Here is an 11223-nt window from a genome sequence, read left to right as displayed (position 1 = left end):
CCCCGACCCGGCATCACCACCCGACCCGGGCCCGGCGGAGCCGACACCCCCCGCTCCGCCGGGCCCGGGCACGTCCACGCCCGGGCGCCACGTGCGTCCGGGCGTGCCGCGCCCCGGCCGGGCGGTGGGGCGATGGGCGGACGGATGTCCGGATCCCGGGTGCGTTCCGGGGTGTGTGTGCTGCCGAACGCGCTGGTGCCGTGCGCGGTTCGACCGCGCGCCGGGAGCGCGCGCGGGGCGCTCGGCAACCTCTCCACACCTCCGATATCCCATCGTTATGGCCCGGTCGGCAACGGACTTCCCGGTTCGCGCATCTTTACTACTGAGACCTACGAATCCTTCAGGGGGACATGGTGCGCTCCGCGCTCAGGCACAGAACGTCCGTCGCCGTCGCGGCCCTCGCCGCGGCGGCTCTGCTGCTGACCGGGTGCGGAGGCCAGGGCGGTACCGACGACGAGAGCGCGGCGCCGCCGGCCAGTTCTGCGCCCGAGGCCGACCAGGTGGACGACAAGCCGGCCGACGAGGAGCCGGAGGAGGAAGAGACCGAGCCGGCCGAGGAGGTCGTCCTCGAATTCGGCGACGAGTCCGACCAGGTGCGCGAGTTGCAGGCGCGCCTGGCCCAGCTGGACCACTTCGCCGCCGACCCGACCGGCTACTACGGCGACGTCACCGTCGGCGCGGTGGCCGGGTTCCAGGAGGCGCAGCAGCTGGAGGTCTCCGGCACCGTCTTCGAGAGCACCTGGGCCGCCATCACGGAGCTGAGCACCGCCCCCAGCCAGCAGGAGCTGTACCCGCCGCAGCTGGTGATGGGCTACGGCGACAACAACGACCAGGTGCGTGAGCTCCAGGCGCGGCTGATCCAGCTCGGCCACTTCGACGAGAAGCCGACCGGCTACTACGGCGACGTCACCTCCTCGGCCGTGCGCGCCTTCCAGCAGTCGGCCGGTATCGAGGCGACCGGCCAGCTGGACGAGGGGACCTGGACCGCGCTGAAGGAGCAGACGAGCGCCCCGGCGCAGGACGACATGTTCCCGCCGATCGAGGTGCCGGAGGTGGAGACGCCGGCCAACCTGGACGAGCGCTGCATGACCGGGCGCGCGCTGTGCATCTCGAAGACCACCAACACGCTGTCGTGGGTGATCGACGGCCAGGTGAAGACGACCATGGACGTGCGGTTCGGGACCGAGGAGTACCCGACCCGCGAGGGTGAGTTCGACGTCTACTGGAAGTCCCGCAACCACCACTCGACGCTGTACGACTCGCCGATGCCGTACGCGATGTTCTTCGACGGCGGCCAGGCGGTGCACTACTCGGAGAACTTCGCCGCCAACGGCTACAACGGCGGCTCCTACGGCTGTGTCAACGTCCGGGACGAGGCGGCGATCGCCGCGCTGTTCGACGAGGTGCGCGAGGGCGACAAGGTCATCGTCCACTGGTGACGCGGGGGACGCCGGTCCCTCAGTGATGGAACGCGGGGCGCTGCTCGGCTGTGGCCGCCGGATGGCGGGCCAGCTCGGCCAGCGCCCCGCGCAGGTCCGCGAGCAGCAGGGTCGTCAGATCGCGGCTGACCCCGTGGCGTACCACCACCCGCTGGACGACGGTCTCCTGGCGGTCGGCCGGCAGCGGGTAGGTGGGGACCTGCCAGCCGCGCAGCCGCAGCCGTTCGGCCAGGTCGTACAGGGTCCAGCCGGCCCGGTCGGCGGCGCGTTCCGGGGTGAGCGTCCAGCACACCACGGGCAGTCCGGCGCGGCCGTCGTGCAGCACCTGGAAGGGGCCGAGTCCCGCGATGCCGTCGGCGAGCGCGACGGCGGTGTCGGCGCAGGCGCGCTGCACGGCCTGGTAGCCGCTCCGGCCCAGTCGCAGCAGGTTGTAGTACTGGGCGACGATCTGGCCGCCGGGCCGGGAGAAGTTGAGCGCGAAGGTCGGCATGTCGCCGCCGAGGTAGTCGACGTGGAAGACGAGGTCGTCCGGCAGGTCGCCGGTGTCCCGCCACACCACCCAGCCGACGCCGAGCGGGGCGAGGCCGAACTTGTGGCCCGAGCAGTTGACGGACTTCACCCGCTCGATCCGGAAGTCCCACTTGAGTCCCGGCTGGAGGAACGGCGCCACGAAACCACCGCTCGCCGCGTCCACATGGATCGGTACGTCGATCCCGGTGCGGGCCGCGAGCGCGTCGAGGGCGGCGGCGATGTCCTCGACCGGTTCGTAGGCGCCGGTGAAGGTGACGCCGAGGGTGGCGACCACGCCGATGGTGTTCTCGTCGCAGTAGCGGGCGAGCTGGGCGGGGTCGGAGGTGGTGCGGCCGGGCAGCAGCGGCATCCGGCGCAGCTCGACGCCGAAGTAGCGGGCGAACTTCTCCCAGCACACCTGGACCGGTCCGCACACCAGGTTCGGCCGGTCGGCGGGGCGTCCCTCCGCCCGGCGCCGCGCCCGCCAGCGGCGGTGCAGCGCGAGCCCGCCGAGCATCGCCGCCTCGCTCGATCCGGTGGTGGAGCAGCCGACGGCGGCGGCGCCGTGCGGGGCGTGCCAGAGCGCGGCGAGGATGTGGACGCAGCGCGCCTCCAGTTCGGCGGTCTGCGGGTACTCGTCCTTGTCCACCATGTTCTTGTCGAGGGTCTCGGTCATCAGGGCCCGCACCTCGGGCTCGGACCAGGTGGTGCAGAAGGTGGCCAGGTTCTGCCGGGAGTTGCCGTCCAGGGCGAGTTCGTCGTGGATCAGCTGGTACGCCTCGCGGGCGGGCATCGGCCCGTCGGGCAGGGCGTAGCGCGGCAGGGCCCGGCCGCTGCCGGGCAGCGCGTACAGGTCGGCGCTCTGGTCCGTACGCTCCTGGGTCACGCGGTGGAGAGGCACGCTTCCCACGCTGCGGGTCCGGGCACCGGGCCGCAACCGTGCCGCCGCCGAAGAGGCGATGACCGGGCGAGGGCGGGGGGAGGTGCGCGGTGGCCGGGTGATGATGGGGCGTATGCGCTACATCATCATCGGAGCGGGAGCGGTCGGCGGGGCCATCGGCGGACGGTTGCACGAGGCGGGTCACGAGGTCGTCCTCGTGGCGCGCGGTGCCCACTTCGCGGAGCTGCGCGACGGCGGCCTGCGGCTGCGGACCCCCGACGCCTCCCTGACCCTGCCCATACCGGCGGCCGACCGGCCCGAGGCCGTCGAGCTGCGCCCGGACGACGTCCTCGTCCTGGCCGTCAAGACCCAGGACAGCGTGGCGGCGCTGGAGGCCTGGGCGGGCCGCCCGGTGGCGGGCGGCGGGACCGCCGGCGAGCGGCTGCCGCTGCTGTGCGCGCAGAACGGGGTGGTGAACGAGCGGCTGGCGCTGCGCCGTTTCCGGCACGTGTACGGGGTGTGCGTGTGGCTTCCGGCGCAGTTCCTGGCGCCCGGGGTCATCACCGCGCCGTGTGCGCCGCTGACCGGGATGCTGCACATCGGGCGGTTCCCCGAGGGGACGGACGAGACGGCGCGGCGGATCGCGGCCGATCTGGACGGCGCGTACTTCCTGGCGCCGGTGGCCGGGGACGTGATGCGGTGGAAGTACGCCAAGCTGCTGTCGAATCTGGCGAACGCGGTGGAGGCGATCACCGGTTCGGCGAGCGAGCCGGGCTCGGCGGAGCTGGCGGCGCGGGCCCGGGCGGAGGGGGTCGCGGTGCTGCGGGCCGCCGGGATCGCGTTCGCGTCCGAGGAGGAGCAGGCGGCGCTGCGCGGGGAGCGGATGCGGACGCGGCCGGTGCCGGGTGGCGACCCCGCGCACGGCTCGTCGTGGCAGAGCCTGCGGCGCGGCGCGGGGTCGATCGAGGCGGACTATCTGAACGGGGAGATCGTGCAGTTGGGGCGGCTGCACGGGGTGGACACGCCGGTGAACGAGCTGCTCCAGCGCACGGCGAACCGGTTCGCGCGGGAGGGGCGGGCGCCGGGGTCGCTGACGGCGGCCGAGCTGGTGTGACGTCCGGCCGGGGGCGTCGCCGGTGTCAGCTCTCCGCCGGTGCGTCGGCTGCTGACACCTCCGTGGGCGCCGCTCCGGCGGGCGGCGCGCCCGGGGTGGCCTCCCGGGCGGCGTCCGGCAGGCGTTCGCCGAGCCGGGCGAGCCGCTGGCGGGCGGCCTGGGGTGTGCCGAGCCCCAGGCCGAAGGCGATCTCCTGCCAGGTGAGCCCGCGCCCCCTGGCCATGCTGATCAGCCCGGCCTCGACCTCGTCCAGTTCGGCACGGGCGCGCGGGACGAGGGTGAGGGCGGCGGTGATGTCCGCCCGGTCCACCTCCGGCTCGCCGTCGGCGGGCAGCGCGGCGCCGCTGAGCAGGAAGGCCACCAGCCGTACGGCCTCGTGCGGTGCGAGCACGGCCGGATGGGTCTGCCGGGCGCGCTGGGCGTCGTCGGCGGCGTGCCGTTCGGCGATCCGGAAGAGCGCGGCGTACGCGCGGCGCGCGGCGGCGGCGCCGGGGTCGGGGGGTGTGAAGGGATCGTCGGTCATGCCGCCATCCTCCGGGCGGAACGTTCCCTTGTCAACGCAGTAAAGTGAACGAAATGTTCATGAGCGCCCGTCGGCGGGCGGGGAGACGCTCCGCGTCCCCTCGCCGGTGGAGGCCGGTCCGTGCGGCACCGGCCGGCCGGCAGCGGCCACGGGACCGCCGCTCAGCTCCCCGGGCCGCCCGCCCGGTAGGCGTGCGGGGTGTGGCCGGTGTGCCGCCGGAAGACGCGGGTGAAGTACGCGCGGTCGTGGAAGCCGACCGCGCGGGCCACGGTCTGGATGGTGTCGTCGCTGGTGCGCAGCCGGGCCATGGCGCGGCGGATGCGCAGCCGGGTCAGGTACTCCCACAGGGTCAGCCCGAGCTCGCGGTGGAACAGCCGCCCCAGATGGTCCTCGCTCGTGCCGGCCGCCTGCGCCACCTGCCAGCGCGTGACGTGCTGCCGGTAGTGGCCCTCCAGATAAGCGAGCGCCGCGCGCACCGGCGCGGGCGCCGGTTCCGTGCGCTGGGTCATGGTGGTGAGCAGCGCGGCCGTCTCCGCCGCGGTGAGCACCTGGCGCCCCAGCAGTACAAGGCCGGGGTGGGGTTCCGCGCGGCGGAGGTCCGCCGCCGTGAAGCCGTCGTCGCTGAGCAGCAGGACGGGGGTGGCCGCCGGTGCGCCGGTGCGTTCGCGGGCCTGGTCGACGAGGTCGAAGCCGTCCATGTCGGGCAGCACCCGGTCGGTGACGATCAGGGCGGGCGGACCGGCGTCCTCGGCCAGCAGGGCGAGTGCGCTGGTGCCGTCGGCGGCGGCCCGGACGGGGCGGCCCGGCAGCACGGTGGTGAGCAGCCGGCGCAGTTCCTCGCGGGTGGCCGGGACGGCGGTCGCGATCAGGGCGGGCAGGGTGGATCCGGGCGGGCGCAGCGCGGTGAGGGCGGTGTGCAGGTCGGGGCGGCCGAGCGCGGGGGTGTCCCCGATCCCGTACAGCAGGAACGGGGTGTGCCGCAGCGCCGGGTGGTCGTGGAGTCTGCGGATCACCGGCCACTCCTGGGGGCGGGCGTGGGCGGTGTCCCAGGCGATGGCGGCCGGGCCGGGCGGGGAGACGAGGGAGGCGAGGTCGTCGTCGGGGTGCAGGTGGTGGGGCAGCAGACCGTGGCGGCGGGCGAGTGCGGTGAGTTCGGGGGGCGGGGCGGTGGAGGCGGCGATGAGGAGGGTACGGGCGGCCCCGGCCGGGGGCAGTGCGCGGACGTAGCCGGGGGGCGGGGCGGGCAGCGGGAGTTCGAGGACGAACGCGCCGTCCGAGAAGCCGAGCGTGCCGCCGTGCAGGACGGCGAGGCGGCGGGCGATGGCCAGGCCGAGCCGGTTTCCCGGCCGGCCGGTGGCGAAGGGCTGGAAGAGCTGGTCGGCGTCGCCGGGCGGCGCGGCGGCGCGCAGGGCGGGGGCGGTGAGGCGCAGCACGAGGTACGGGGGCCGGATGTCGGCGGTCAGCCGGCTGCCGGGACCGGCGGCGGCGCGGTGGAGGTTGCCGAGGATCTGCCGCAGCCGGGCGGGGTCGGCGACGAGGGCGGGCAGCTGGGCCGGGAGGCGGGCGGTGCCGGGGTCCGTAAAGGTCTCGATCAGAAGAGGTCGGGGATCGATCAGTTGTCGATCGAGATCAAGTGCGTCGATCTCCGAACGGGACAGATCCAGCAGATCATCGATCAGCAGCAGTAACTGGGCGGCGTCCGCGTGCCCCGGGTCGCCGGGCCGCAGCCGGCGCAGGATGGCCTCCACGGGGGTGCGCAGTTCGTCCGTGGCGTTGTCCAGCAGCCGGGTCTTGCGGCGGCTGGCCCGCTCGGCGGCGTCCCGGGCCCGGCGCACCTCCTCGAACAGGCGCACGCCCCGCAGCGTCGCGCTGATCTGGTCGCCCAGCGCCCGGAACAGCGCGCCCTGCCGGGCGGCGGCGCGGCGCGGACCGGTCTCGAAGAGCGCGAAGCCGAGGTGCTCGGCCCCGGTGTGCAGCGGTTCGAGGACGGCCGTCCAGCGCGGTCCGTCCGCCGGGGGCAGCGGGAGGCCGGACGCGGCGGACACCACCGACGCGTCGGGGCCGTCGGGCGGGCCCGGCGCGGTGGGCACCGGGTCGAGGCGCAGCCGGACGGCCGGGACGCCCAGTGGTGGCAGCCGCCGGTCCAGTGCGGCGGTCAGCGCGGCGGTGTCGGTGACCGTGGCGAGCGCGGCGGCCAGTTCCTGGAGCCCGCGGGCCTCCTGCTCCTTCGTCCACCGCTCGTACTCCAGCAGCCGCTGCGTCTTGTCGGCCACCATGAGCCGGGCCTGGCCCAGCAGCCGCTCCCGGCGCGCGCTGCCCGGCACGGGCCCGGCGGCGCGCAGCGCCACCAGGGCGCGGTCCCACGCGGCGGCGTCTTCCGGCGCGTGCACACGGCTGCTGATGAGCCGTTCGAGACCGGCCAGGAAGGCGGTGCCGGTGCTCTCCTCCAGCGCGGGCACCAGGCCGGCGAGCCCGGGCGGCAGATCGCGGGGGCCGCCGCCGTCCGCGTCCCGGTCCACCTCGCCGACCAGCGGCGAGTGGCAGCCGCAGGACCGGCGGATCACCAGGGTGCCGGGGACGGCGCGCCGGGCGGGCGGCGCGGTGCCGCGCAGCCGGGCCAGCAGGGTGTCGACGGCGAGCGCGCCGAGCGCGCCGAACGGCAGGGCGACGGAGGTGAGCGGCGGGTCGCTGATCTGCGCCTCGGCGGAGTCGTTGAAGCTGATGAGCGCGACGTCCTCGGGGACCCGGACGCCCCGGTGGGTGAGGAAGCGCAGCGCGTCGGCGGCCAGGGCGTCGCTGCACACGATGACGGCGTCGAAGTCGCGGCCGGGGCGCAGCCCGCGGACGTCCAGCAGCACCCGCATCGCGGCGGCGCCCGCGCCGGGCGCGAAGTCGACGGAGGCGCCGGTCAGGGCGCGGTCGTACGGCAGGCGGTAGCGGGCGAGTGCGTCGGTGTAGGCGCGGAACCGGTCCACGGAGACCGGGTTGGCCAGCGGGCCGCGGAGGCAGGCGAGGCGGCGGCGGCCGTGGTCGCGGGTGAGGTGGCCGACGGCGCGGCGCATGCCGGTGTTGCTGTCCAGCCGCAGCGTCTCGTGGTCGTCGAGGGCACGGTTGAGGCTGACGACGGCGCCGAGCGCGGCGAGGCGTGCGGTGAGCCGGTCGGCCGGGGCGGCGCCGGGGGCGGGCAGGCCCAGGGTGGAGGTCCAGCAGATCGCGCCGTCCAGGTGGTCGGGGGAGATCAGCCGGTAGAGGGCGTTGCGGGCGGCGCCGTCCGCGCCGTCGGGCCGGACGGCGCCGCCGGGGAAGCACAGCAGGTTGACGTCGTTGCGCTCGGCCGCCTCCAGGACACCGGCCCACAGCGTGGCGCCGACGCCGAGGTGGATGTTGGCCGTGACGAGCCCGATGGTGGGGCGGGGCCGACGTCGTGCCATGGAGAACTTCCTCGTCCGCCGTGGGAAACGTGCGAGGAAGATAACCCCATGACCGTACCCGGACAAGGCCGGGGCCGGTCCGGGCACGGGTGGTGCGGGTGGTGCGGAGGGGGCGCGGGCCGGGTCAGATCTTTCCGGCGCCCGCGCCCGACTGGACGATCGACTTGACGCCGGCCGCCGCGTCGAGGCGGTAGCTGTAGGGGATGCCGTTCACCGAGCCGCCGGCCTGGCCCGAGCCGGAGTTGACGAAGTGGTTGTTGCGGGCGACGAGGGTGCCCGCCGGGGACGAGCCCTCACCGAGGTGGAACGGGTCGCGGGTGTTCTCGAAGTAGTTGCCCTCGACCAGGACACCGGCTTCCTTGGTGGAGGCCACGCCGTAACTGGTCACCCCGCCGTAGTAGTTGTTGTAGACGTGCACCGGGTTGCCGAAGCGGACCCGGGGGTTGCGCTGGTTGGTGCCGTCGAACCAGTTGTGGTGGTAGCTGACCCGCAGCTTGCCCCGGTCCTCGGAGGCGTTGCCGTCGTCGTGGCCGAGCAGCATCGTCTTGTCGTGGCCGTACACCCGGTTCCACGAGACGGTGATGTTGTCCGAGGCCCGCTTGATGTCGACCAGGCCGTCGTAGGCGTTGGTCAGCGTGTTGTGGTCGATCCAGACCCGGGTCGAGCGCTCGATGTTGATGGCGTCGTCGTTCGAACCGGAGAACGTGAGGTTCTGGATGATGACGTTGGAGACGCCGCTGATATTGAGGCCGCTGCCGGTGATGCGGCCGTTGTTCCCGACGCCGATGACGGTCTTGTTGGCGGCGACCTTGGTCATCGAGCCGAGTTGGATGGTGCCGTTGACGCGCACCTCGACCGCGCCGGAGCGCTGCACGGCCTCGGTGAACTGGCCGGCGTTGGTCACGGTGACCGTGGTGCCCCCGGCGCCGCCGGTGGTGCCCGCGCCGAAGCCGGTGGGCGTGCCCACGGCCAGGGTCGACACGGTGTCCCGCGGCACCTCGGCGGCGGTGCCGCTGGAGGCGGTCAGGGCGCCCAGCGTGGCGACGGCGGTGGCGACGGCCGTGACCGAGGCCAGCTTGAACCTTGCGCTCGTCCTGCGCATGCGATGCTCCGTCCGGATGTGGGGGTGGGAGGGATGGGTCGCGCGGCTCGCACACGTGCAATGCCCTGATGCTAGGGCGGGACCGTGTGGACGATGACGGCCCGCCTGTGGACTATTGCGTGCTTGTGTTGTGTGACTCTGCGCTGAGCTGGGCGTTGTCAGTGCGGCGCGGCACACTGGAAGCATGTGCAGAAGCATCAAGACCCTGCGGCCCCCGATGGCCCCCGATGTCACGGAGCAGGACATCGAGGCGGCGGCACGGCAGTACGTCCGCAAGGTGTCCGGCTTCCACCGGCCGGCCGCGCACAACGAAGAGGTGTTCGAGGCCGCGGTGCGGGACATCACCGCCGCCACCGAACACCTGCTGGCTCATCTGGAGGTCAGGAACACAGCGCGCTCTCGATGAGCGCCCGCGCCGCGTCGCCCTCCGGCATGGGGGTGTCGCCCTCGGGCAGCAGCACGTTGGTGTTGACCGACACGATCATGCTGCGGGCGCCGTCCCCGGTCACACCGTTGCGGGTCATGAAGCCCTGGATGTCGAGGCCGCGGTCAAGACCCAGGTGAAGCGCCTGATAAGCAAACTCGCCCTGCCCAGCCGCGCCCAGGCGGTGGTGACGGCCTACGAGTCCGGCCCGAGCACCCCGGGCGGCCTCCCCCGGCCGTAGGGGATCCGGGAGCCCGGCCGGGCAGCGGGTCAGGCCGCCGCGGTGGCCGCCGTCCCCGACGACCGTGCCCCGATCACGCCGCTGACCAGCACGGCCCGCCGACGGGTGGTGAAGCGGCTCAGGTTGACCACGAGCGCGTTGAGGCGCCCGGACTGCACACTGGGCCGTCTGCCGCGGTCGAGGGCCCGCAGCGCGGTCGCGACCACCTGCTCCGGGGTCTGGTATCGGCCCTGGTAGGCCCCGCTGCCCAGCCCGTCGAAGAACTCGGTGCGGGTGAGCCCCGGGGCGAGCGACAGCACCCGCAGACCGGTGCCGCGCGCCTCGTACCACAGCGCCTCGGTGAAGCTGAGGACGAACGCCTTGCAGGCCCCGTACACCGCCATCCCGGGCATGGGCGTGTAGGCCGCCATGCTCGCCACGTTGACCAGGACTCCCCGGCCGGAGGCGCGGAGCGGCCCGATGAACGCGCGGGTGAGGTCCACGAGATTGGTGACATCCACGGTCATCTCGTCCGTGAGGCGGCCGGGATCCTCCGCGTGGAAGGGGCCGTCGGTGCCGAAGCCCGCGTTGTTCACCAGGCCGTCGACGCTGATGCCCCGCCGGTCCAGCTCGGCGGCCAGCCGCCGGCCCGCGCCCGGCTCGCTCAGATCGAGGGCGACCGGCTCGGCCCGCACACCGTGCCGCTCCCGCAGTTCGGCGCCGAGTGCCTCCAGCCGGTCGTGCCGCCGCGCGACGAGGACGACATCGGAGCCGCGGCGGGCCAGCTCCCGCGCGAAGGCGGCACCGATGCCGGAGCTGGCGCCGGTGACGATCGTGGTCTGACCTGTGAAGTCGATGGGACGCATAGCCGTACTCTATGCAGCTTCTTGCATCGAGTGCAAGGGCCTGCACCGAGTCCCTGTTCCTACACTGGGAGCATGGCCGACACCCCCACGCTCCGAGAGCGGGCCCGCAGCGCGGCGCGCGCGGAGATCGCCGCCACCGCCGTACAGCTCTTCGCGGAGAACGGCTTCGAGGCGACGACCGTCGATCAGATCGCCGCCGCGGCCGGCATCTCGCGCCGCTCGTTCTTCCACTACTTCGGGAGCAAGGAGGACGTCGTCCTGGGCGACACCGAAGCGCTGGGCGAGACGGTACGGGCGGCCCTGGAGGCCCGTCCGGCGGAGGAATCGGCGTGGACGGCCATCACCGAGGCGTTCAGGGTGCTGCGGCACGCCGCGGGCAGCGAGAAGGAACAGCTGATCCTCGCCGGCATCCACGGCCAGGCACCCTCCCTGCGCGCCCGGCACCTGGAGAAGCACCTGCGCTGGCAGGAACTGCTCGCCCCCGGGATCCAGCAGCGCCTCGGCCTCCCCCCGTCACCGGACCCCGACCCGCGGGCCCTGGCCTTCGTCGCCGCCGCGCTGGCCTGCCTCGACGCGGCCGTCGACGCCTGGTACCGCTCGGGCGGCACGGACGACATCGAACGCCTCTTCACCGACGCCGTCGCGACCCTCCGCGGCTAGGCCGTCTCTTGCGGATCTTCGCGGGGCCGCGCCGCCGGCTACTGGGGGCACCTC

At 74.1% G+C, this 11223-nt stretch carries 10 protein-coding genes; 4 read left to right on the top strand and 6 right to left on the bottom strand.

Annotation, left to right across the window (positions count from 1 at the left end; translation table 11 throughout):
- Positions 1-350: 350 nt before the first annotated feature.
- On the top strand, positions 351-1439 hold the full coding sequence (locus tag ACFV5N_RS17670; RefSeq protein WP_385600355.1) for a peptidoglycan-binding protein: 1089 nt from the start codon (positions 351-353) through the stop codon (positions 1437-1439).
- Between the two features lie 19 nt (positions 1440-1458).
- Here the strand turns inward: ACFV5N_RS17670 and ACFV5N_RS17665 are convergent, their stop codons facing one another.
- Complete coding sequence (locus tag ACFV5N_RS17665) at positions 1459-2850, bottom strand: glutamate decarboxylase (RefSeq protein ID WP_385600352.1); 1392 nt, start codon at positions 2848-2850, stop codon at positions 1459-1461.
- A 112-nt stretch (positions 2851-2962) separates the two neighbouring features.
- On the opposite strand from ACFV5N_RS17665, the gene ACFV5N_RS17660 reads away from it, so the two are divergent.
- Positions 2963-3943, top strand: coding sequence for a ketopantoate reductase family protein (locus tag ACFV5N_RS17660; RefSeq protein ID WP_385600350.1), 981 nt, complete (start codon positions 2963-2965; stop codon positions 3941-3943).
- A 25-nt stretch (positions 3944-3968) separates the two neighbouring features.
- On the opposite strand, the gene ACFV5N_RS17655 is transcribed toward ACFV5N_RS17660, so the two are convergent.
- From ACFV5N_RS17655 to ACFV5N_RS17645, 3 genes are all read right to left on the bottom strand, one after another.
- Positions 3969-4466 carry a DNA-binding protein gene (locus ACFV5N_RS17655; RefSeq protein WP_385600347.1) on the bottom strand — a complete coding sequence of 166 codons (498 nt, stop codon included), beginning with the start codon at positions 4464-4466 and terminating at the stop codon, positions 3969-3971.
- A gap of 161 nt (positions 4467-4627) precedes the next feature.
- Positions 4628-7897 carry a substrate-binding domain-containing protein gene (locus ACFV5N_RS17650; RefSeq protein ID WP_385600344.1) on the bottom strand — a complete coding sequence of 1090 codons (3270 nt, stop codon included), beginning with the start codon at positions 7895-7897 and terminating at the stop codon, positions 4628-4630.
- Positions 7898-8021: 124 nt separating this feature from the next.
- Positions 8022-8999 carry a polysaccharide lyase family 1 protein gene (locus ACFV5N_RS17645; protein WP_385600341.1) on the bottom strand — a complete coding sequence of 326 codons (978 nt, stop codon included), beginning with the start codon at positions 8997-8999 and terminating at the stop codon, positions 8022-8024.
- A 184-nt stretch (positions 9000-9183) separates the two neighbouring features.
- Here ACFV5N_RS17645 and ACFV5N_RS17640 point away from each other — a divergent pair, with 184 nt between their 5' ends.
- Positions 9184-9405: a DUF2277 domain-containing protein gene (locus ACFV5N_RS17640; RefSeq protein ID WP_026047136.1), complete on the top strand. Its 222-nt coding sequence runs from the start codon at positions 9184-9186 to the stop codon at positions 9403-9405.
- On the opposite strand, the gene ACFV5N_RS17635 is transcribed toward ACFV5N_RS17640, so the two are convergent.
- Both ACFV5N_RS17635 and ACFV5N_RS17630 read right to left on the bottom strand, forming a co-directional pair.
- Complete coding sequence (locus tag ACFV5N_RS17635) at positions 9380-9523, bottom strand: hypothetical protein (protein WP_385600338.1); 144 nt, start codon at positions 9521-9523, stop codon at positions 9380-9382. The two genes, ACFV5N_RS17640 and ACFV5N_RS17635, sit on opposite strands and share 26 nt — an antisense overlap.
- Before the next feature lie 170 nt (positions 9524-9693).
- Complete coding sequence (locus ACFV5N_RS17630; protein ID WP_385600336.1) at positions 9694-10509, bottom strand: SDR family NAD(P)-dependent oxidoreductase; 816 nt, start codon at positions 10507-10509, stop codon at positions 9694-9696.
- A gap of 72 nt (positions 10510-10581) precedes the next feature.
- Here ACFV5N_RS17630 and ACFV5N_RS17625 point away from each other — a divergent pair, with 72 nt between their 5' ends.
- Complete coding sequence (locus tag ACFV5N_RS17625) at positions 10582-11169, top strand: TetR/AcrR family transcriptional regulator (RefSeq protein ID WP_385600333.1); 588 nt, start codon at positions 10582-10584, stop codon at positions 11167-11169.
- The last annotated feature ends 54 nt before the right edge of the window (positions 11170-11223 follow it).

This window comes from Streptomyces sp. NPDC059853, assembly GCF_042731495.1.
Taxonomy (GTDB): domain Bacteria; phylum Actinomycetota; class Actinomycetes; order Streptomycetales; family Streptomycetaceae; genus Streptomyces.
The sequence above is the reverse complement of the archived record's forward strand: the minus strand, read 5'-3'. Positions and strand labels throughout refer to the sequence as shown.

What these genes read in the sequence shown, in the direction of transcription:
- ACFV5N_RS17655 (WP_385600347.1), bottom strand. Translation starts at nt 4,466, where the DNA reads ATGACCGACGATCCCTTCACACCCCCCGACCCCGGCGCCGCCGCCGCG.
- ACFV5N_RS17640 (WP_026047136.1), top strand. Translation starts at nt 9,184, where the DNA reads ATGTGCAGAAGCATCAAGACCCTGCGGCCCCCGATGGCCCCCGATGTC.
- ACFV5N_RS17635 (WP_385600338.1), bottom strand. Translation starts at nt 9,523, where the DNA reads ATGACCCGCAACGGTGTGACCGGGGACGGCGCCCGCAGCATGATCGTG.
- ACFV5N_RS17630 (WP_385600336.1), bottom strand. Translation starts at nt 10,509, where the DNA reads ATGCGTCCCATCGACTTCACAGGTCAGACCACGATCGTCACCGGCGCC.
- ACFV5N_RS17645 (WP_385600341.1), bottom strand. Translation starts at nt 8,999, where the DNA reads ATGCGCAGGACGAGCGCAAGGTTCAAGCTGGCCTCGGTCACGGCCGTC.
- ACFV5N_RS17650 (WP_385600344.1), bottom strand. Translation starts at nt 7,897, where the DNA reads ATGGCACGACGTCGGCCCCGCCCCACCATCGGGCTCGTCACGGCCAAC.
- ACFV5N_RS17660 (WP_385600350.1), top strand. Translation starts at nt 2,963, where the DNA reads ATGCGCTACATCATCATCGGAGCGGGAGCGGTCGGCGGGGCCATCGGC.
- ACFV5N_RS17625 (WP_385600333.1), top strand. Translation starts at nt 10,582, where the DNA reads ATGGCCGACACCCCCACGCTCCGAGAGCGGGCCCGCAGCGCGGCGCGC.
- ACFV5N_RS17670 (WP_385600355.1), top strand. Translation starts at nt 351, where the DNA reads ATGGTGCGCTCCGCGCTCAGGCACAGAACGTCCGTCGCCGTCGCGGCC.